The sequence below is a fragment of the Hespellia stercorisuis DSM 15480 genome, assembly GCF_900142165.1.
Classification (GTDB): Bacteria; Bacillota; Clostridia; order Lachnospirales; family Lachnospiraceae; genus Hespellia; species Hespellia stercorisuis.
Window position 1 is genome coordinate 12,421 of record NZ_FQZY01000050.1, and the last position, 19,601, is coordinate 32,021.

A 19,601-nucleotide genomic window follows, 5' to 3' on the forward strand; every position below is an offset into this window, starting at 1 on the left:
AAAATCACATCCTTCGGAATAAGTATAGTAATGGCGGGGAAAAAGCGCTGTGAAACCAGTGCTTAATGCGCAGTCGAATCAGGCGCGTATATACGCCGGTTTGCGAGTGAAATCAGCTCGGTGATCTGCTCGATCCCGTCATTTTTTGTGCCGTCATGATAGGCGGTACCGTATTTGTAGCGGATGACGGGCGCGGTTCCCTGCCTGTTGGCGATAGTCATCTGTTCATTCAACCGGTTCAGAAATTGTACCAGCTGTATTTTTTCACAATTTTCAAATATTGTAATAAACTTGTTCCCACCGTTCCTGCCGACAAAGCACAGGCCGGCAGAGACCAGATGAAGCGTCTCGGAAAACTGCCGGATGGCATCGTCACCGGCCTCGCGCCCGTAAGCGTTATTGATATCGATGATGTTGGTCAGATCGATCATGATGCAGCCCATGTTGGGGGGAAGCGGTTCGCCGATGTATTTTTCAATCAGAGAATCACAGCTGAAACGGTTCGGAATCCCGGTGATCGTGTCTGCGTGTGCGGCCTGATCCAGTTTCTTGATGCTGCGCTGAAATCCGGAGAACAACTGGAAATCTACGAACAAAAAGATGAATGAGAGAACCAGGACGATCCAGAGCATGGAGCAGATCAGCCGGATATGTTCGTTTTTCGCTACAAAATTGCGGGTCTGCGGGTCAAATAAAATCAAAGCCAGGCAGAAACCGGTGATGATGAGAAACAGGAGAAGCTGTACGGCCTTGAAAAAATTAAAGCGCTTCATATATATAGGGCCTCCTTCTAAGTGGTTGGTGTAAAGAGGACGGGATACGTCACTGTTGAGGTGCAGCGCGAACAGTGACTCAGTCTGAAAATAGTATAGCACAAAAAGTGTGTTTTTTTCACAAATTTATATGCATTTTGTGCTATACTATTCGTGTTGAGAACGAGTTCAAAACAGCAGGAGGCAGATGGTCTGCTGTTTCGGATTCGTGCTGCATGTAATGCTGCATGAAAGAAGAAGGAACACACGGTATGAGCGATAAGCAGGAAAGTATAGAAAAAACAGGTTCCGCCGCCCGTTTCGATGAGACGGCGATTGTCACAGACCAGCCGAAAATCAAGTGGTATCGAAGGCGTCTCTATTGGACTACACAGGAGAGGATTGCGCATGATCTTGTGTTTTTTGCGGTTTTGATTGCAATTGCGTATCTGCTGTTTCATTTTGCACTGGGAATCTCTTTTGTAAATGGGAGCTCCATGTATCCGACGCTGCAGAACAGGCAGGCCGTTTTTTACAACAGACTTCACCGCAATTATGAGGTGGGGGATGTGGTTTCGGTGCGGATGCCCTCTGGAAAGTTTTATGTAAAACGAATCGTTGCGGCGGCGGGCGATGAGGTGGATCTGCGGGACGGGGCGCTCTACATTAACGGAGAGCTGCAGAAGGAGCCCTACGTGTCCGGTGCGACGCTTGCGGAGGAAGGGAATGTGACTTACCCGCTCACGGTGGAGAAGGGGAAGTATTTCATTCTCGGGGATAACAGGGAGAACTCGAACGACTCGAGAGCGTTTGGAACTATTATAGAGGAACGGATCACGGGGAAGATTGTTTTTTATGTCGGACGGGTGCGGTAATTATGCTGGAGCATGATTGAATATAACAGGTGGAGGAGAACATGAAAGTTTATAAGAGGGTGATTGCGGCGGCAATGACTGCAATGCTGCTATTTACGATGGGAGGAACCGCGAGAGCGGAGGATGTGGCAGCTGATCCGGCAGCGGATACGGCGGCAGATGCGGAGGAACAACTGACAGAACAGCAGAAACAGGAGGCAAAGATCGAGGCGGAAGTGTATGCCATGCCGGTGGAGTCCAACGGGCTGCCGGGCTGGCCGCAGGGGCCGGGCACCTATGGCGAGGGAGCCATTGTGATGGATATCGGAAGCGGTGCGATCCTGTATGCGAAGAATATTGACGCTGCATTTTATCCGGCCAGCATCACCAAGGTTCTGACGGCACTGGTGGCGCTGGAGAACAGCCAGATGACGGACGAGGTAAAATTCACGGACGATTCGGTTTCCTTTATGGAGTATGGGGACGCATCCATCGGTATGCGCTCCGGGGAGGTGCTCAGCATGAAGGATGCGCTGTACGGCATGCTTCTGGCGTCGGCCAACGAGGTGGCCCATGCAATCGCGGAGAATGCGACGGGCAGCGGGTACGATGATTTTATCCAGAAGATGAACGATGATGTGGCGGCGCTGGGCGGCGTCAATTCCCATTTTGTGAATCCCAACGGACTTCACGATGAGAATCACTATACGTGTGCCAGGGATATGGCATTGATCGGAGCGGCAGCGTTCAGAATTGAGGACTTCCGTACGATTACAAAGACGTTGGAATACACGATCGGACCGACCAATCTGGAGCCGGAATCCAGAGTGTTCCAGCAGAACCACAAGATGCTTTATCCGGACAACAAGGAGTATTACCAGTACTGTGTGGGCGGAAAGACCGGATATACAGACCAGGCATTGTCCACGCTGCTTACCTATGCGGACGATGGGGAGTTTCAGCTGGTGTCCGTGGTGCTCAAGACCCATGGAATCCATGTCTATCCGGATACGACCAATTTGATGAATTATGCGTTTGGCAACTTCTCCAAGGTATCGATCGCCGACAACGAGAAATCCGGGGAGTTTGAACTGAAGGATCCGTCCGCATATGTGGTACTGCCGGAGGGCGTCACATTTGCAGATCTGAAATCGACGGTAAAAGACGGGAAAGTGACGTACACATACAATGACAATATTGTCGGCACGGCGGAGGTGACGGAAAAGACTCCGATTGATTCCGTGGCGAAAAGCACGAAAAATACAGTGAAACCGAACACAGATTCAGAGAAGAATACAAAGAGTCAGAAAAAGCAGGACGGCGGCGTGCTGTCGGGCATACTGACGTGGCTGAAGAATGCCGATCCAGTTGTGCTGGGGGGCATTGGGGCAGCGGTATTGGTAATCGTAATCCTTCTGATTGTTCTGGCGGTGAGGAGCCACCAGAAAAAGAAGAGACGCAGAGCCCGCAGAGAAGAGCTGCTGCGCCGCCGCAGGGAGGCACAGCGCAGGAACGGAAGGGAAAATAAAAGGAAGAACATATGAAAGAAATTTTAGAATTGCTAAACAATACGCTGAATGCCGATTTTCATCAGGCAACTATCAGCAACCCGAGAACAAAAGACAAAGTGATCAAGGTAAAGGTGCGCCCCATTTTAAAAGGGGAGGACCTTTATTTTCAACTGGAATCCTTCACGAAGACACAGGCGTTTCACGAGAATCTGAAGGTGGAAGAAGCCTGCGGTCGATGTGCAGAGCTGATGCAGGAGTTCCGACAGATGCAGATCACCACGAAGACACAGAACCATACCGTTCTGGTCAGCAAAAAGGGAAAGGTGACGATTCAATCCAAACGCCAGACCCAGGCGGTGAAGGAAGTGGACTTGTCCCACAACCGGAGCAAGAAGTACATCCTGGAGGAGGGAGTCTATGTGCCGTTTCTGCAGGATCTGGGCGTCATGACTGCCGATGGGAAGATCGTCCGCAGCAGAATGGATAAGTTCCGGCAGATCAACCGTTTTCTGGAATTTATCGAGGACATCCTGCCCCAGCTTGACAAGAATCGGGAGCTGACGATCCTGGATTTTGGGTGTGGAAAGTCTTACCTTACATTTGCCATGTATTATTATCTGCATGAGCTGAAAAAATATGACATCCGGATCATCGGTCTGGATCTGAAGGCAGATGTGATCCGGCACTGCAGCGCGCTGAGTGAGAAATACGGTTACGAGAAGCTGAAATTCCTGGAGGGCAATATCGCTGACTACACGGGCGTTGACAAGGTGGATATGGTGGTGACACTTCACGCCTGCGACACGGCGACGGATTATGCGCTGGCGAAGGCGATCGGATGGGATGCAAGAGTAATCCTGTCGGTTCCGTGCTGCCAGCATGAGCTGAACGGCCAGATGAAGAATGAGATTCTGGCTCCGATCATGGAGTACGGACTGCTGAAGGAGCGGATGGCCGCGCTGGCGACGGACGGCCTGCGTGCGGAGTATCTGGACCGGGAGGGGTATGACACCCAGGTTCTGGAGTTCATTGACATGGAGCACACGCCAAAGAACATCCTGCTGCGTGCCGTGAAAAATGAGAAGAAGTGTGAAGATGAGGCACACCGTGCAAAGAAGCAGGGGGAGATTGAGGCGTGCGTGGAATTTCTGCAGGTCCAGCCGACCTTGGGGAAACTTCTGGACGAGCGCGAAAAAGCATAGAAGATGGCAGGCAATACAAAAAAGTGTAGGAGAGTATAGATGAATGCAAAAAAAATCGTAATTCGGGTCGGGGTGCTGGCGGCTGTGTTTATCGTGGCGGCGGTCATCATCAGTCTGATCACCAACAGAAACTCAGATGAACGTACATCCGAGATGGCGACGGCGGTACTGCCTCGCATTTCGTTTGATATAGAGGGACACACGGTCAATTCCATCGCGGGGTATGTGGATGAGATGGATATCACTGCCATGCGCGATACGATCACGCCCATCGCAAATGACGGAACACTGACCATGAAAATCGAGAGCTACGACAATGAGATCAAGGACATTACCTATGTGGTCACGACGCTGGACGGGGAGACAAAGCTGGGGGACGGCACAGCGGAGGAGAAGGACGGCACGGTCACGCTGAACGTGCGCAGTCTGATCGAGGACGTACCCGAGGCGGTCATGGAGGTGACGCTGAAGGCGGGGAGCAAGGATGTGCATTACTATATGCGTATCGAGAAGCCGGAGAGTCTCTCGACAAAGGCCTGTCTTGATTTTGCGGAAGATTTTCACAACAACACACTGGATAAGAATGCGGAGAGCTGGGTCTCTTCCTATATAGAGACCAGCGATCAGAGCGATAATACGACGTACCAGACGGTCACCATCAATTCGGAGGTCAGTCAGGTGATGTGGGGGAATCTCACCCCGACGGTCAAGGGAGATATCGAGTGGACCATCAAGGAGAGCAACAGCACCTACACCTCGCTGCTTGCCAGATATCAGGTGACCTGCCCGCAGGACGACAATCCGGAGGGGACAGAGACTTATAATGTAAAAGAATTTTTCAGGATCCGGATTGAGTCCGGAGCGGTCTACCTGCTCAATTACAACCGGACCATGAATCAGGTGTTTGACGGCAGGAACAATCCGGTTCTGACAAAGGACGGAATCAAGCTTGGAATCACGGATCCGGCTGTGGAATATAAGGTCAGCAAAAATGGAAAGATTGTGGCCTTCGTGCAGGAGCGGGAACTGTGGGTATACAATCAGGACGATGATCAACTGTCCATGGCCTTCAGTTTTGCAAACTCTGCGGGAGCCGATGCGAGAAGCAGGTACGACCAGCATGCGGTGCGCATCATCAGCATGGACAAAAACGGAAGCACAACATTTGCGGTGTATGGATATATGAACCGTGGGAAACATGAGGGTGAGGTCGGCGTCGATATCTTCTACTTTGATATTGAGAAAAATGTGGTGGAGGAGAAGGCATTTATTCCGAGCAACAAGTCTTTTGCGCTTGCGGAGGATGAGTTGGGGAAATTTGTGTACTACAATCACAACGATCAGATGCTCTACGTGCTGGCGGGCGGAACCCTGTACCAGGTGGATCTGAAGAACGATGAGCAGACAGAGCTGGCAAAGAATCTGACGGAGGGGCAGTATGTTGGCTCCGCGGATGGTCATCTGCTTGCCTACCAGACCAATGGGGAGCTGAACAGTGCCACGAAGGTCACGGTTATGAACCTGTCCGATGGAAATGTAAATGAGATTGAGGTAAATGCGGATCAGTGTATACGACCGCTTGGCTTCGTGGTAAATGATTTCGTTTACGGGATTGCAAATGTCTGTGATGCGGGAGTCAAAGCGTCCGGGGAGGCGATCCTTCCGATGGCAGTGCTTGAGATTCGCGACAGCGAGAATGAGGTCGTGAAGACGTATGCACAGGAACAGATCTTCGTGGAGGATATCTTCATCAATGAGAATCTGATTACGCTGAACCGGGCGGTGAAAAACGGTGATATCTACACGGATGCCGGACAGGATTATATCACGAATAATGAGGAGAAGACCGAGAGTAACATCTCGCTGACCTCCTATGTAAATGAGGTGAAAAAGACGGAGATGCTGCTGGCGTTTACGGAGAACATCCCGGATACACTGCCGAAGATTCTTCAGCCGGGGCAGGTGACCATCGGAGACGTGACGACCATCGCATTTACGGAGAAGGACACGACGGAGAAATATCTGGTATTCGGAACCGGTGAGGTTGCCGGAATTTATGGTAAGGCGGCATACGCAATCGCCAGAGCGCAGGAACTGTGCGGCGTGGTGATTTCCTCCAGACAGCAGTATGTGTGGGAGAAGGGAAACCGTGATCTGGTATTCCAGACCGGATTCCCTGCGTTCTCCATACCGGAGGGCAAGACGTCCCTGCAGGCGTGCGAGGAGCAGCTTGCGCAGTACGGGGCGACTCGTGTGGATCTGACGGGCTGCGACATCAGCCAGATCTGTTATCTGATTTACAAGGGCATCCCGGTGATCGCCATGACGGATGCGAACAATGCAATTCTCCTGACGGGGTATACGACGGAGGATGTGACGTATATCGACCCGGCGACCGGGGAGGAGAAGACGGCAGACATGGCGGATATGGCAGCTATGGTGGCCGGGAGCGGGAATACCTTTATTGGGTATGTGCGCTAAGGACGTTCCGCCGGGCCTGGGGTCTTAGCTGGGGGAAGGATGCGGCGTTGGAGAAGGTCGACTGAGAGCCGTTCTTAGTCCGGATCGGGGAGGGTGAAGTTCGTCAGGTAGTGAAAGCAGTTTTCTTCGTCCAGTGCTTGGGAGAAGTAGTAGCCCTGGAAGAGGTGGATGTTCTGGCGCTGCATTTCTTCATACTGCTCCTGAGTTTCGATTCCTTCTACCACGATCTCTTTCTTTAGTTTGTGCAGGAGCTGAAATTCATTCTGCATGATGAGACGGGCATCGTGTTGTTTGAAGTAGGACCAGACCATGTTTTTGTCGAATTTGATTTCGTCGAATGGAAAACGGATCAAATAGGAGATGTTGGAATAGCCTGTGCCGTAGTCGTCCAGCGAGAAAGAGAAGCCTTCTGCGCGCAGCGCATCCATGATGTTCTGCACGATAAATGGGCTCTCGACCATGGTGCTCTCGGTCAGTTCCAAGTGAATCATGGAGGGGGACACGTGGTATTTCTCCGTGATTTTTTTGAATCTGGCGGTGAGATCCGGGTACGCAAACTGCAGGGTGGACAGGTTGACGTGGATACAGGTGACTGTGCTGTCCGGCAGGTCGGTGCCGAGCCGCTCGATAAAGGCACATGCTTTTTCGAACACGTAGAATCCGAGCTGGATAATCGCTCCGTTTTCCTCTGCGATAGCGATAAATTCGTCCGGCGGGATATTGCCGAGCTCCTTGTCGCAAAGGCGGGATATTGCTTCCAGCGACGCGACGGTGCCGGTACGGTTATCGATGATCGGCTGGTAATGGATTTCCAGAGTTTCGTTCTGCAGGGCCTGCTTTAAGATTTTCAGAACGCTCTCCCTGCGTCGGCACCTTCTGGCAATCGCGTCCTCGGAGCACATAAAGATCAGATCGTGTGATTCTTTGATCCGCCGATCCATGTTTGCCTGCAGTTGGATCATTTCGGTGTGCGTGCGGAAATACTGTGGGTACTCACAAAGCGATATGGCCGGTTCCAACATGGCACTTTTTCCGTTTGGCAGATTCCAGGGGCTTCGGAAACGGTTGATGATGATCTGGACGAAGGGCAGAAGGGTCTCCTGCTGCTCGTTGACTGCAACGGCAAACAGATCATTGTGGACACGAAAAACAATCTGCCGCGGAAATATGCTCTCCAAAAATGCGGAAACCTTCTGGAGCAGATAGTCACCCATTTCGATCCCGTAAATGGAATTGATATACCGGAATCTGTTCAGATCCAGAAAGAGAACCGTGAACAATTTTTTCTGCGCGCACTTGTCGTCTATAAAGATTTTAAAACCGTATTCATTGGCGCAGAGTGTCAGTCGGTCCTGGTAATCGTTGGGATTTTCCAGTGTCAGATATACGTACAGGATACTCAGCGCAAAGAAAAGACCGATCACAAGCACAGAACGATGCAGGAACTGAATCACAACACCGCAGGAGATGATGTAGGCGACCCATCCGGCAACCTTCGTATCCTTGATTAGCAGACGCTTGCGATGTATCAATACGTAAATGAGGCAGAATGCAATATTAATAAAATAGAAGTAATAGCTCCAATCGGCACCCGAACCCTGCCAGTATCGTTTCTGCTCGTCAAAATAGAAGTAGATGTTTGTCAGGGGCGATGTAATGCCAAGCAGTGTGTTGACCAGAAATGCAAGAGTGATCACACGAAATTCCCAGGAATGAGAGGAGAAATGAGGGTTTATGTAAGCGAATGAAAATGCGCAGTATGCATAAATCTTGGCGGGCTGAAGAAAGAAAAATAAAACGGCGACTGCAACATTCAATGAAAGGGGAACATACTCCGTGTGGTGAAGCAGAAGGCTGGATATAAAATCCGTGCAGCTCTCCAGCAGACTGATGACTAAAAGCAGCTTAAACAGCCTGGAGTCCAGTTTAAAAATCTTCATTTTGTTTTTGAAATCAAAAAGAATGATGCACAGGATAAATATGCCGGCTATCTCAAAAAAGTAATTGTAAATCATAAAATCATATCCTCCGGGGGTGTTTTTATACCAACAGTGGAATTTTAGCGGGCGTAATTTGGTAATATTGTGAACAGTGTACCACAAAAAGATTACGAATACTACGAAAGAAAATGAGAAAGCAGAAAAGTAAGAAAGTAAAACAGTAAGAAAATAAAAAAGAAGATGACGCACCAGCCGGACTTCCGGCGGATGTGACATCTTCTTTTCGATTCTCTGAAATTAAAGCAGGCAGTTTGCTGAGAGGGGTATAAACACACCATTCTGCCGCTGCGGGGAACTGCAGACCTCTAAACAGCAGCTTTTTTAAAAATTACATTTTTATATTTCGCCAGTGCGAACAGTAAGATCATCCCGAGTACGCCGCAGGAAAGGACTTCACCGATGCCTACACTCAGACACATCATCCAGAGTGGAAGTGTGATTCCGTAAGCATAGCGGAGTACAAGCGGTACCACAATCGTGTTGGCAGCGATCGGTCCGACCGGTGCGAGGAATTTGTTCCGGTTGCGCAGCATGTAAGTGATGAGTGCGCCGACCAAAGTTGCGAGGCTGCCGAAGATGATATCCGGGAGGATCGCTCCGCCGTAGATGTTACCGAACAGGCAGCCGATGAATAATCCTGGGATTGCGGCCGGTGTAAAGAACGGGAGGATTGTCAGTGCCTCCGCAAAACGCACCTGTACTTCCCCGAAGCTTATGGGGGCGAACAAAACGGTGAGCACGACGTAGATTGCAGCGATCATAGCCGCCTGAGCCATAAATAAAACCTTGTTTTCTTTAAATTCTTTCATATTCAATTATCTCCTTTAGTTTTGTTTTACGTGTGGAAGGTCACGAACACACGATTTGACTTTGCCCTTAAGACCTTGTTTTTAGGGGCATTAGAACGGTTGATAGTATAGCACAGCTGCCTTGAAAATGCAATGGAAAAATTGACATAAAAAGACCTATAAAATATAATGGTGCCAATGTATTAACATATGAAATCAATGAGAGAAAGGGGGCGGACTGCTCACTGCGGCTGCGGCTCGGCACAGAATGAAACTGAAATGATGAAAGCGGTTGCAAAGAAAAGAAGAAATGAAATATGTTAATATTGCACAAAGAAAACGAAAAGAAATCTACAATAATAGCCAAAATGCAAATGAAAATCAGTTTTGTGATTGACACCGGGTATGCACGGTGTTATATTGAAATTACAAATTGATGAAAGCGGTTGCAAAAGGGGCATGGGAGAAAAAACATGAACATTTACGACATAGCCAAAGAGGCAGGCGTTTCAGCAAGTACGGTATCTCGCGTACTCAACGGGAATAAAAATGTAAAAAAAGAGACGAGAGAAAAAATACAAAAGGTCATTAACGGAAAAAACTATGTGCCAAATGCACTGGCACGCAATCTCAGCGTCGGGGTCTCACAGAATATTGCATTTCTGGTTCCGGATATTGAGAATCCGTTCTTCGGGAAGATACTCCACGGGATATCGGACAGAGCGAAGGAGTACAACTACAATATTTTCATGTTTGGTACGGATGAATGTCCGGATCGGGAGCACCAGATCCTCAGTTCCCTGCAGATAGAGATGATGCGCGGATTGATAATCATTCCTGTCTCCGAGAATGACAGCATTACAGAAGAGATGCTGGAGAATTTTGAGGAAAAGGGTGTTCCGGTCATACTGATCGACCGGGATATTATGGGAAGTAAATTTGACGGCGTTTTTTCGGAGGACGAAGAAGGCAGCTATGGTGCGGTGGAATGTCTGATCAAAGAAGGACATAAAAAGATTGCGACAATCACCGGTCCGGAGACATCACGACCCGGACACAATCGTCTGAAAGGGTACAAACGTGCACTCGAGGCGAATGGGATCGCTATCAGACCGGAATACATCATATGCGGTGAGTTCAACGAAGAGAAATCATACAAAGCGATGAAGAAGCTCATGGAGCGGAAGGACCCGCCGACAGCCATTTTTTCGTGTAACAATATGACGACACTGGGGTGTCTGAAATATCTGTCTGAAAGGGATATGAAATTGTCCCGCGACATTTCGCTGGTAGGATTTGACGACATAAGAGAACTTCAGTATACAAATATCAAACTTTCTGTTGTGAGCAGGCCGGTATACGATATGGGGTGTGAGGCAATGGAACTGTTGGAGCGAAGATTCGAGGCAATACAGAATGGAAGCAAAGAGAGAACCGTAAAACGACGCAATTATGTACAGACGTCTTTGATCCTGCGGGGATCTGAAAAAAAATAAAAATCTGGAGGTAAGTGAAATGGGAAAAGCAGTGGTATTTGGGAGTTTTGTGGTGGATCTGATGGCGAGAAGTCCGCATCTGCCGATTGCAGGCGAGACGGTGAAGGGCTCAATGTTCAAGATGGGACCCGGAGGAAAAGGATTCAATCAGGGAGTCGCTGCACATAAGGCCGGAGCAGATGTCGTAATGGTCACAAAACTTGGAAAAGATACCTTTGCTGACCAGGCTTTAAACACAATGGATGCGCTTGGGATGCCCAAAGATCACTTGTTTTTCACAGAGGATGCAGAGACAGGAATTGCATTGATTCTGGTGGACGAGAACACGAGCCAGAATGAAATTATCATTGTTCCAGGTGCCTGCAACACAATTACAGAGGCGGATACGGACAAACTGGAACCTCTTTTGAAAGAAGCAGAATACGTGCTGCTTCAGTTGGAAGTGAATCAGGATGCCAATGAAAGAGTAGTCGGTCTGGCGAACAAATATGGCTGCAGGGTGATTGTGAACACCGCTCCATATTCAGAGATTACAGATGAATTTTTATCCAAAGTATATATGGTAACTCCAAATGAAGTAGAAGCGGAGGAAATGACCGGTGTTCATGTTGATGGACTGGAATCGGCAAAAGAAGCCGCTGCGCATTTCAGGAAAAAAGGCGTGAAAGATGTCGTGATCACACTGGGATCACGGGGAGCCTTTGTTTCCTCGGAGGGAAGAGAAGAGATTATACCGCCGTTCAAGGTGGATGCAGTAGATACGACCGGTGCGGGTGACGCATTTAACGGAGGTCTGCTGGCAGCACTGGCAGAGGGAAAAGACTTGTGGAAGGCAGCAGAATTTGCGAGTGCACTGGCGGCACTGTCGGTTCAAAAGCTGGGGACGACACCGTCGATGCCTGAACGGGAGGAAATCGAGCAATTTCTAAAAGAGCAGGAGGAAGAGAAATGTTAAAAGGAATACCGACAAGAATTGGATCTGATTTACTGAAAGCACTGGCGGATATGGGACACGGAGACATCCTGATCATTGCAGATGACTTCTACCCTCCGATCAGCAAGACACCGAATGGGGTAAGTATTCAGGCGAAAGGAAATACCGCTCCGGAGATGATCGAGGCGATTCTGCAGCTTATGCCGCTTGATGCTGATTACTGTGAGCACCCGGTCGAGTACATGATTCCGGACAAGGATGCGGGCGTAGAGATGGATCGCCCGAAAGTATGGGATGATGTGATCGCGGTTACAGAGAAGAGCGGATACGATGCGAAATGCGTTGGAGAAATTGAGCGGTCGAAATTCTATGAGAAAGCCGGAAAAGCTTATCTGACGGTATGTACGAGCGAGCGTCAGCCATACGGATGCTTTATTCTCCAAAAAGGCGTGTTGTAAGAAAACGGAAACTCAATAAAAATATTATTGTCAGCGGACAAATAATATACAAAACAAAGGAGGAGAAGTTATGAAAAAACGTATTTTGGCAATGGTAATGGCAGCAGCAATGGTGGTTTCACTGGCAGCGTGTTCAAGCAGCAAGAAGTCGGGTGGCGGTTCTGACACGGCAAAAGCAGGTGGGGATAGTTACGATATTGTATATCTGACCCCTTCAACCGCTTCACAGTTCTGGACCTACGTAGGAATCGGAATTGAAAACGCAGCAAAAGACATGGAAGATGAGTTGGGAGTTAAGGTAAATCTTACAACAGTCGGACCGGCAGAAGAAAGCCAGACAGAGGATTATGTGACAGCGTTTGAGGAGACCATCGCGAAACAGCCGGATGCAATTGTAACAGCAACACTTGCAATTGATGCGACGATCCCGAAGGCAAAAGAAGCAACACAAAGTGGAATCATCCTGAACTTTGTTAACTGCGGACTTGGAGTTGGCGATGACGGGGCAAACGAGGAAAGCTACAATCAGTTCTACTACTGCTCAAATGATACCATCGGCGAGATGGCAGCACAGGCATTCCTGGATGCAATGAAAGCAAAGGGCATGGAGACATCTGCAGGAACAATTGGAATCAACACAAACGTTGAGAACGAGGCACTGAATCACAGAGTACAGAGTTTCCGCGACTATATGGAGAAAAACGCACCGGATCTGACACTGACAGATACATATTATAATGGAAACGTTGTTGAGACAGCACAGTCTAACGCTGAGAATATTATCTCTACATTTGGCAAAGACCTGATCGGTATGTATTCAGGAAACAACATTACAGGTGACGGCGTATGCCTTGCAGTAAAATCAGCATCGGTTAGCGATAAGTTTGTATCTATAGCAGTCGATTCGGATGATACAGAGATCAGTGCACTGAAGGGCGGCACACTCGACGGAATCATTGTTCAGGATGCTTACGCACAGGGATATCAGTGTATGGAGAATGCAATTCGGACATTGAAAGACGGCAAGAATCCGGAGTCAGAGAAACAGATCAACTGCCCGCCGGTAGTTATCACGGCTGATAACATGGATGATGCAGATATGCAGGATTTACTGGATCCAACTCGGTTACAGAAATAATAACTTTATACGGTGAAACGAAAGTAACCTTGTAAATGAAAGATAACTGTATCTCTAATAAGCAGGTACAGTTATCTTTTTCTAAATAAAAGAGGAATGATTATGCAGGACACGATTTTAAAAATTGAACATATCAGTAAAATTTATCCGGGCGTTACAGCGTTAAATGATGTCAGTTTTGAAATTAAAAAAGGTGAAATCCGTGCTCTGGTCGGAGAAAACGGAGCGGGAAAATCGACGCTGATCAAGTGTATTATGGGTGTTGAAAAACCGGAAAAGGGAACAATCTCAATGAACTATAATGGGGAATGGGTTGTGAACGAGAATGCACTGGAAGCCCAGAACCATGGCGTGTATGCCAATTATCAAAATGTAAATATCGCACCGGATCTGAGTATTGCAGAAAACTATTTCCTGGGAAAACCACCGACAACAAAGCTGGGCAGTGTGGACTGGAAGAAAATGCAGCAGGACAGTCAGGTGATTGTGGATAAGTTCGACATGAAGGTCGATCCACTGGACAAAATCAGAAATCTGCCGATCGCCATGCAGGCGATGGTAACAATCAGTAAAATATCAGTGAATGAGGATATCCGACTCGTTATCTTTGATGAGCCGACTGCATTACTGGAGAACGAAAAAGTTGATACTTTATTTAAGTTCATAAAAGAATTAAAAGAAAAAGGCGTGAGCATCATCTACATTTCCCATCGATTAGAGGAAATTATGGATATCTGCGACAGCGTTACGATTTTAAAAGACGGTACGTATGTTGATACGAAACCAATTGAGGAAGTGACAAAGGATTCGCTCATAACAATGATGGTGGGACGGGAGATGTCTGACATCTATAATATTGAGCATCAGAAAATAGGAAAGGAAATTCTGAGGGTTGAGAACTTCAGCGACACGAAGAATTTTAAAAATATTAATTTCAAGCTGCATGCAGGAGAAATTCTTGGATTCGTCGGTCTGGTAGGTGCCGGACGAAGTGAGATCATGAGGGCGCTCTGTGGTGTTGAAAAAAGACTTACCGGAGACATATATATTAAGGGAGAGAAGGTCAGCATCAAGAACCCCGGCGATGCGATGGATCATAGAATCAGTTTCCTGACAGAGGACCGACGGGCAGACGGACTGGCACTGCATCTTCCGATTAAGACAAATATTAATATGAATTCATATGACATGATCAGTAAGGCTGGTTTTATATCTCTGAAGAAAGAGGACGAGAGGGCGAATGATTTCTCGAAACGGGTCAACGTAAAGACTCCGAGCGTGATGCAGCTGGTCGGTAATCTTTCGGGTGGAAACCAGCAGAAAGTGGTTATCGCAAAATTGCTGTGCTGCAATCCGGACATTTTGATTTTTGACGAGCCGACAGTTGGTGTGGACGTTGGAGCGAAGGAAGAAATCTATAAAATTGTGGAAAGACTTGCGGCAAAGGGAAAGGGGATTATACTGATTTCTTCGTATCTGCCGGAGGTCATGGGCCTGGCGGATCACCTGATCGTAATGGCACAGGGGCAGATCACGGGAGAGTTCAATAAAGAAGAACTGGCAAGCTTAAAGGAAGAGGATGTATTGCGGAAAGCTTCAATCGAAGGATAATACAAGGAGGAAGATTATGAGTACTACAAAGACCAAAACTGCTTCGTTGAAAGAAACGATGAAGAAAACGGAATTTACGTTGGGGGTTATTGTCATTGCCCTGTTTGTTATTACATCTGTCTGCACAGATAATTTCTTTACAATGTATAATATGACAAACCTGATGAAGCAATGCGCAATTATCGGTGTGCTTGCCGTGGCTCAGACGCTGATCATCATCACCGGTGGTATTGATATCAGTGGTGGTGCGATCACAGGATTATCCTGTATGGTGTTGGCACTGCTTCAGAGAGATACCGGAATGAATTTTTACCTTACATTGATCATTGCGATCATTGTTTCGGTGCTTGCCGGTCTGATCAACGGTATCATTATTTATGAATTTAAGGTGCCGCCGATGATCGCCACGCTCGGTACACAGACAATTATCCGGGGAATGATCAAGATTATCAGTAAGGCCCTGACAGTCAGCGGACTGAATGAAAAGATCCTGAAAATGGGCGACGATGCGATCGGTGGATTTTTCCCAATACTGGCAGTGATCTGGATCGTTGTGGCCATTCTGGTATTCCTGATGCTGCGATACGGAGTATTCGGAAGAAATCTGTATGTTCTCGGAAGTGGCGAAGAAGTTGCCAAACTTTGCGGAATCAAAGTCAGAAGAGTTTACTACGGAGTCTATGCACTGGCCGGTCTGTTATATGGTATCGCAGGTGTTATGCTTGCAGCACGTGTGCAGAGTGCACTGCCGACAGGTGGTGAGGGATACGATATGAACGCGATTGCAGCAGCTGTTATCGGTGGAGCATCACTTGCCGGCGGGCGGGGAGCAATCAGCGGAACGGTACTTGGTACGATTCTGATGGTTATTATCAACAATGCCGGAGTTCAGTTTGGATTAAATACACATATTCTGGAGATCACGAGTGGTGTGCTGATCATCTTTGCGGTGGCGACGGATATGTTTAAGAACAGAAGTAAAGCGTAATATAGAAAAATATTAAGACAGCAGCCTCCTGCAGGCTGCTGTTTTGTTTTCTGCTGTGAGCAGCCGGACTGCTGGAAATTTTGCAGGATCCCAGAAAACAGTGCGGGCACTTCCTGGTGCACTAGAGCTGATTGATATCAGACCAGACTTTTACTAACGCGGAGATATCGGACGTTCCGTATTCCATTGTCTTGGCAACCTCATAGATCTGAGTGGCAGAAGATGTCATTGGAACTGGAGTTGTGGTATCTTTGGCAGCTTCCAGAGCCAGATTCAGATCTTTGTGCTGCAGATTAATTGAAAAACCGCCCTCGTATTGATCTGCCAGGATGAATTTTTCTGTTTTGGCTTCCAATGCATAACTGCGTCCAGAACTGACTTTGATAATGTCATACATCATTTGTGGGTCGAGACCACATTTTTTTCCGAGCGTGAACGCTTCGGACAGTGCAGCCATATTGCAGCCCAAAAGCAGGTTGTTTATGATTTTCATGGCATCGCCGGCACCGACATCTCCAACATGGAAACAGGTTTTACCGAGACAATCGAAAATCGGCCGGGCGTTTTCGTAAACAGTTTTGTTTCCGCCTATCATAAAGGTCAGGGTACCTGATTTGGCACCGGCAACACCGCCGCTGACAGGGGCGTCCAGATAGAAGAGTTGATAGTGTTGTGCAAGCTTTGCCAGTTTCTGTGAAGTAGAAGGTGCAACACTGCTTAAGTCAATAATTGTTGTTTGGGCAGCGCAGGAAGAAAAGATCCCCTCTTCACCGGTCATGACGGACTCTACAATACTTCCGTTGGGAAGTGAGGTGAGAATATAATCACAGTGCTGGGCCAGCGTTTTTAATGTGCTGCAATAGACAGCCCCTTTTTCTTCCAGCGCGGCCGCCGCTTCTCTTTGTGTGTCATATACATATACTTTATTGCTGATTTGTAACAGATTAGATGCCATGGGACCGCCCATCGCACCTAATCCGATAAAACCTATGTTCATGCTTTACCTCATTTCTTTCTTATCGGAGTCCATCTTCGCCTTTGATTTCACTTACCTGTAAACCGCCAATTCTTGGATGTGGGCGGCCGCCGTTGGTCACGACAATTGCAACGACAATTTCATCTGCTTTGGGTGCATCTGGAATACGAACCTCCATCGCATCGTAGTGAGTACGGACAAACGCTGCATCTTTGTAATGGAGTGGCACATCGAGTGAAGTACCGGCAGGTCCTGCTTTTTTCGCAGAGGGGATAATGGCTTTCCCGCCATTTACCTGTTCTCTCATAGGCTTGCCGAGTTTCGGGTGCAGGATAGCGGCACCGTGCTCTAATTCACCGTTTAAACCTATGATGGCGCCTTTGCCATAGCTGTTTGCGTCAGACGGGGCGATGTTCATGGCTTCGACAGCCAGTCGAGTCAGATAGCCGCCCAGATATTCACCAATGTCTGTCAGTGCACTTAAATCTTCTACATAAGAACCTGCAAATGGATTTTTAATAACGGCGGCAACACTGCATTTCTTAATGGGAGTGTCTAATTTTGTAAAACCTTCAAAATAAGTTTCTTCTACATTGGTAACGATTTTTCTGATGGATAAATTTTCCATAATAATCCGTCCTTTCTTTTGACTGTGAAATAAGTTTTTATGTCAATACATCTGGAAAACAAATGTAATGAGATTGGATACATGCAATCATTTTAAATGATTGTTTTTGTGACAATATCTGACAACGGTATAGAAGCTGGTCTGTGGCGGTTTGTATTTCCGCTTCAGACAGATCATTTACCTGAAAGGTGATCAGGTCGCCGGCAATATCGCTGTCAGGGTCAAGTAACTCTGCCCGGATAGATAACACATTTGGCGATTCAATATGTGTAGAATTGGCCAGGTATGTAGCGATGGCGTCGGCAGTCCGGCAGCAGTCAGCGAATACGGTGACTGAATCGGCGATGCCCTTTGTAAAGCTTCTGCCCCCCAGACCGCTGGTTGCAATGCCGCCGATGGCGTCTTCTGCTGCAATCCGGCAGGACTGAAAGGGGGATGCTGCGGAAAGTGCGGCGCTGATGTCCAGGGTCACATTTTGTCCAGGAGCAAGCCGAAGCGCAATGTCGCCCCCGTTGTTGACGATTACCTGATCTGAATCCGTGGCAAAGGTGTCGGCTACACAATCAGCAATGGTTCCGGCTACAGCGGCCATTGGAGTGAGGTCTGCCATATCAGTACAAAAGATGCTTTCCAGCATGGCGGCACCGCACGGGGTGAGCAGCCGGGGGTCAACAGCGGGTGATTTCTGAGTTAAAACAGGCAGATCTCTGTGAATATCCTGAAGGCAGTTCTCCACAACCTGATGACACTTCGGCCCGATAGTAGACTGCATGATACCATTTTTGGAGGAGGTGATTAACATTGATACCGGGCCGTAGTCAAGCAGCAATCTGCCATCGGGCAGTACGTCAATCATTTGTGTCACGCCCCTTTCAAGTCGTCGAGATTCTGAATGGCGTCCATATGTCCGCCGATTGCCTCGTAATCTGTTTTGGTCATTGTGTATTCGACTGGTGCGACAGTGGCGGGAGTAGGTACCCAGGTGAAGCTGTTGGGAACGACTTTTCCGGTATCGACCATGAAGTTGATTCCGCCGCCGGGCATCACAAATGCATTGGCACCACCGATTGTCAAATGAGCTTTCCCATCGTGAATAGCTTTGGTTAGTTCGATTGGTTTTCGGGTGACTCCACCGCGGGCGCTGCCGCCGGTTCCACCAATATACAGCACGGAAACATTCGAGTCCTCGCAGGTGTTTTCAATCAATGTTACGAGAGCAAGTCCGTTTTCTGACAGCGGGATTGAATGAAATCTGCCATTTGTGTCGAGCTGGAACATACAGCGGGTCGTGCCGGTTGTATCGGTTATTAACAGTGTCATACCGGGAGTGGCTACAGTCATATCAACTTCTTTTATGACATCAAGTGGCTGCAATATAGAGGTTCCGCCAATTCCGTTTCCCCGGGAACCAAAATATCGGCCGCGGGTGCTTTTCTTTCCGTTAACGTAACTGTTCAGAACCCCCTTGGGGAACTAATTAATTTTTGTACAAAACAGAGAATTTTTAAAACCTGTTTTGCGATATTATTTCGGTAATTGGTGGATAACCAATTGTTTGTGATTGAATAATTTAATTCATTGTGGATTACTCTTTCAATCTTTCAAATAACTCTGATTCAAAGCCAAATTCTATGGCTTTTGAATATATTTAACAACAACTGAACATTGAAAAACATTACTTATCCACAGTCATTTTCACCATAGGTGAATCTATGTGAATTCGCTTTTTTCCTGAGTTTTTAGTACAATGGAGACATAAAACACAAGGAAGAAGGTGGTCTGAA

At 47.8% G+C, this 19,601-nt stretch carries 17 protein-coding genes; 10 read left to right on the forward strand and 7 right to left on the reverse strand.

The window, feature by feature from the left end:
* Positions 1–62: 62 nt before the first annotated feature.
* Positions 63–773: a GGDEF domain-containing protein gene (locus BUB85_RS14720; RefSeq protein ID WP_073111858.1), complete on the reverse strand. Its 711-nt coding sequence runs from the start codon at positions 771–773 to the stop codon at positions 63–65.
* 251 nt (positions 774–1,024) lie between these two features.
* On the opposite strand from BUB85_RS14720, the gene lepB reads away from it, so the two are divergent.
* From lepB to BUB85_RS14740, 4 genes are read left to right on the forward strand one after another with little or no spacing between them, the layout of a single operon-like run.
* Positions 1,025–1,627, forward strand: a complete 603-nt coding sequence (lepB, locus tag BUB85_RS14725) for a signal peptidase I (RefSeq protein WP_159434656.1) — start codon at positions 1,025–1,027, stop codon at positions 1,625–1,627.
* Positions 1,628–1,668: 41 nt separating this feature from the next.
* Positions 1,669–3,150: a D-alanyl-D-alanine carboxypeptidase family protein gene (locus BUB85_RS14730; protein ID WP_073111860.1), complete on the forward strand. Its 1,482-nt coding sequence runs from the start codon at positions 1,669–1,671 to the stop codon at positions 3,148–3,150.
* The gene (locus BUB85_RS14735; RefSeq protein ID WP_073111862.1) at positions 3,147–4,319 is read left to right on the forward strand and encodes a class I SAM-dependent methyltransferase; all 1,173 of its coding nucleotides are present in this window, start codon (positions 3,147–3,149) and stop codon (positions 4,317–4,319) included. Before BUB85_RS14730 ends, BUB85_RS14735 begins: the two co-directional genes overlap by 4 nt.
* 39 nt (positions 4,320–4,358) lie before the next feature.
* A complete protein-coding gene (locus BUB85_RS14740; protein WP_073111864.1) occupies positions 4,359–6,800 on the forward strand; it encodes a cysteine peptidase family C39 domain-containing protein in 2,442 nt (813 codons plus the stop codon).
* Between the two features lie 74 nt (positions 6,801–6,874).
* Here BUB85_RS14740 and BUB85_RS14745 read toward each other — a convergent pair whose 3' ends face one another.
* Complete coding sequence (locus tag BUB85_RS14745) at positions 6,875–8,815, reverse strand: GGDEF domain-containing phosphodiesterase (protein ID WP_073111866.1); 1,941 nt, start codon at positions 8,813–8,815, stop codon at positions 6,875–6,877.
* A gap of 290 nt (positions 8,816–9,105) precedes the next feature.
* Complete coding sequence (locus BUB85_RS14750; RefSeq protein ID WP_073111868.1) at positions 9,106–9,609, reverse strand: QueT transporter family protein; 504 nt, start codon at positions 9,607–9,609, stop codon at positions 9,106–9,108.
* 452 nt (positions 9,610–10,061) lie between these two features.
* Between BUB85_RS14750 and BUB85_RS14755 the strand changes: the two genes are divergently transcribed.
* The 6 genes from BUB85_RS14755 to BUB85_RS14780 all read left to right on the forward strand — a co-directional run bounded on the left by BUB85_RS14755 (position 10,062) and on the right by BUB85_RS14780 (position 16,213).
* Positions 10,062–11,084 carry a LacI family DNA-binding transcriptional regulator gene (locus BUB85_RS14755; protein WP_073111870.1) on the forward strand — a complete coding sequence of 341 codons (1,023 nt, stop codon included), beginning with the start codon at positions 10,062–10,064 and terminating at the stop codon, positions 11,082–11,084.
* A gap of 19 nt (positions 11,085–11,103) precedes the next feature.
* Positions 11,104–12,039 carry a ribokinase gene (gene rbsK, locus BUB85_RS14760; protein WP_073111872.1) on the forward strand — a complete coding sequence of 312 codons (936 nt, stop codon included), beginning with the start codon at positions 11,104–11,106 and terminating at the stop codon, positions 12,037–12,039.
* Positions 12,033–12,476, forward strand: a complete 444-nt coding sequence (locus BUB85_RS14765; RefSeq protein WP_073111874.1) for an RbsD/FucU family protein — start codon at positions 12,033–12,035, stop codon at positions 12,474–12,476. The genes rbsK and BUB85_RS14765 overlap by 7 nt, the downstream gene beginning before the upstream one ends.
* 70 nt (positions 12,477–12,546) lie before the next feature.
* The gene (locus tag BUB85_RS14770; protein ID WP_073111876.1) at positions 12,547–13,614 is read left to right on the forward strand and encodes a substrate-binding domain-containing protein; all 1,068 of its coding nucleotides are present in this window, start codon (positions 12,547–12,549) and stop codon (positions 13,612–13,614) included.
* A gap of 102 nt (positions 13,615–13,716) precedes the next feature.
* Positions 13,717–15,225 (forward strand): sugar ABC transporter ATP-binding protein, encoded by a 1,509-nt coding sequence (locus BUB85_RS14775; RefSeq protein ID WP_073111878.1) that lies wholly within the window; start codon positions 13,717–13,719, stop codon positions 15,223–15,225.
* Positions 15,226–15,241: 16 nt separating this feature from the next.
* Positions 15,242–16,213 (forward strand): ABC transporter permease, encoded by a 972-nt coding sequence (locus BUB85_RS14780; RefSeq protein ID WP_073111880.1) that lies wholly within the window; start codon positions 15,242–15,244, stop codon positions 16,211–16,213.
* A 121-nt stretch (positions 16,214–16,334) separates the two neighbouring features.
* Here the strand turns inward: BUB85_RS14780 and BUB85_RS14785 are convergent, their stop codons facing one another.
* The 4 genes from BUB85_RS14785 to BUB85_RS14800 are packed head-to-tail and all read right to left on the reverse strand — an operon-like array spanning position 16,335 to position 19,158.
* Complete coding sequence (locus BUB85_RS14785; RefSeq protein WP_073111882.1) at positions 16,335–17,210, reverse strand: NAD(P)-dependent oxidoreductase; 876 nt, start codon at positions 17,208–17,210, stop codon at positions 16,335–16,337.
* A gap of 19 nt (positions 17,211–17,229) precedes the next feature.
* Positions 17,230–17,817 carry an amino acid synthesis family protein gene (locus BUB85_RS14790; protein WP_073111884.1) on the reverse strand — a complete coding sequence of 196 codons (588 nt, stop codon included), beginning with the start codon at positions 17,815–17,817 and terminating at the stop codon, positions 17,230–17,232.
* Positions 17,818–17,854: 37 nt separating this feature from the next.
* The gene (locus BUB85_RS14795; RefSeq protein ID WP_073111886.1) at positions 17,855–18,673 is read right to left on the reverse strand and encodes a hypothetical protein; all 819 of its coding nucleotides are present in this window, start codon (positions 18,671–18,673) and stop codon (positions 17,855–17,857) included.
* A gap of 5 nt (positions 18,674–18,678) precedes the next feature.
* Positions 18,679–19,158 carry a hypothetical protein gene (locus tag BUB85_RS14800; RefSeq protein WP_073111888.1) on the reverse strand — a complete coding sequence of 160 codons (480 nt, stop codon included), beginning with the start codon at positions 19,156–19,158 and terminating at the stop codon, positions 18,679–18,681.
* Between the last annotated feature and the right edge of the window lie 443 nt (positions 19,159–19,601).

Bases quoted from the DNA above. Each gene is read 5' to 3' on its own strand.
- rbsK (WP_073111872.1), top strand. From the start codon at position 11,104: ATGGGAAAAGCAGTGGTATTTGGGAGTTTTGTGGTGGATCTGATGGCG.
- BUB85_RS14775 (WP_073111878.1), top strand. From the start codon at position 13,717: ATGCAGGACACGATTTTAAAAATTGAACATATCAGTAAAATTTATCCG.
- BUB85_RS14755 (WP_073111870.1), top strand. From the start codon at position 10,062: ATGAACATTTACGACATAGCCAAAGAGGCAGGCGTTTCAGCAAGTACG.
- BUB85_RS14800 (WP_073111888.1), bottom strand. From the start codon at position 19,158: ATGACTGTAGCCACTCCCGGTATGACACTGTTAATAACCGATACAACC.
- BUB85_RS14765 (WP_073111874.1), top strand. From the start codon at position 12,033: ATGTTAAAAGGAATACCGACAAGAATTGGATCTGATTTACTGAAAGCA.
- BUB85_RS14735 (WP_073111862.1), top strand. From the start codon at position 3,147: ATGAAAGAAATTTTAGAATTGCTAAACAATACGCTGAATGCCGATTTT.
- BUB85_RS14720 (WP_073111858.1), bottom strand. From the start codon at position 773: ATGAAGCGCTTTAATTTTTTCAAGGCCGTACAGCTTCTCCTGTTTCTC.
- BUB85_RS14795 (WP_073111886.1), bottom strand. From the start codon at position 18,673: ATGATTGACGTACTGCCCGATGGCAGATTGCTGCTTGACTACGGCCCG.
- lepB (WP_159434656.1), top strand. From the start codon at position 1,025: ATGAGCGATAAGCAGGAAAGTATAGAAAAAACAGGTTCCGCCGCCCGT.
- BUB85_RS14740 (WP_073111864.1), top strand. From the start codon at position 4,359: ATGAATGCAAAAAAAATCGTAATTCGGGTCGGGGTGCTGGCGGCTGTG.
- BUB85_RS14730 (WP_073111860.1), top strand. From the start codon at position 1,669: ATGAAAGTTTATAAGAGGGTGATTGCGGCGGCAATGACTGCAATGCTG.
- BUB85_RS14770 (WP_073111876.1), top strand. From the start codon at position 12,547: ATGAAAAAACGTATTTTGGCAATGGTAATGGCAGCAGCAATGGTGGTT.
- BUB85_RS14750 (WP_073111868.1), bottom strand. From the start codon at position 9,609: ATGAAAGAATTTAAAGAAAACAAGGTTTTATTTATGGCTCAGGCGGCT.
- BUB85_RS14790 (WP_073111884.1), bottom strand. From the start codon at position 17,817: ATGGAAAATTTATCCATCAGAAAAATCGTTACCAATGTAGAAGAAACT.
- BUB85_RS14780 (WP_073111880.1), top strand. From the start codon at position 15,242: ATGAGTACTACAAAGACCAAAACTGCTTCGTTGAAAGAAACGATGAAG.
- BUB85_RS14745 (WP_073111866.1), bottom strand. From the start codon at position 8,815: ATGATTTACAATTACTTTTTTGAGATAGCCGGCATATTTATCCTGTGC.
- BUB85_RS14785 (WP_073111882.1), bottom strand. From the start codon at position 17,210: ATGAACATAGGTTTTATCGGATTAGGTGCGATGGGCGGTCCCATGGCA.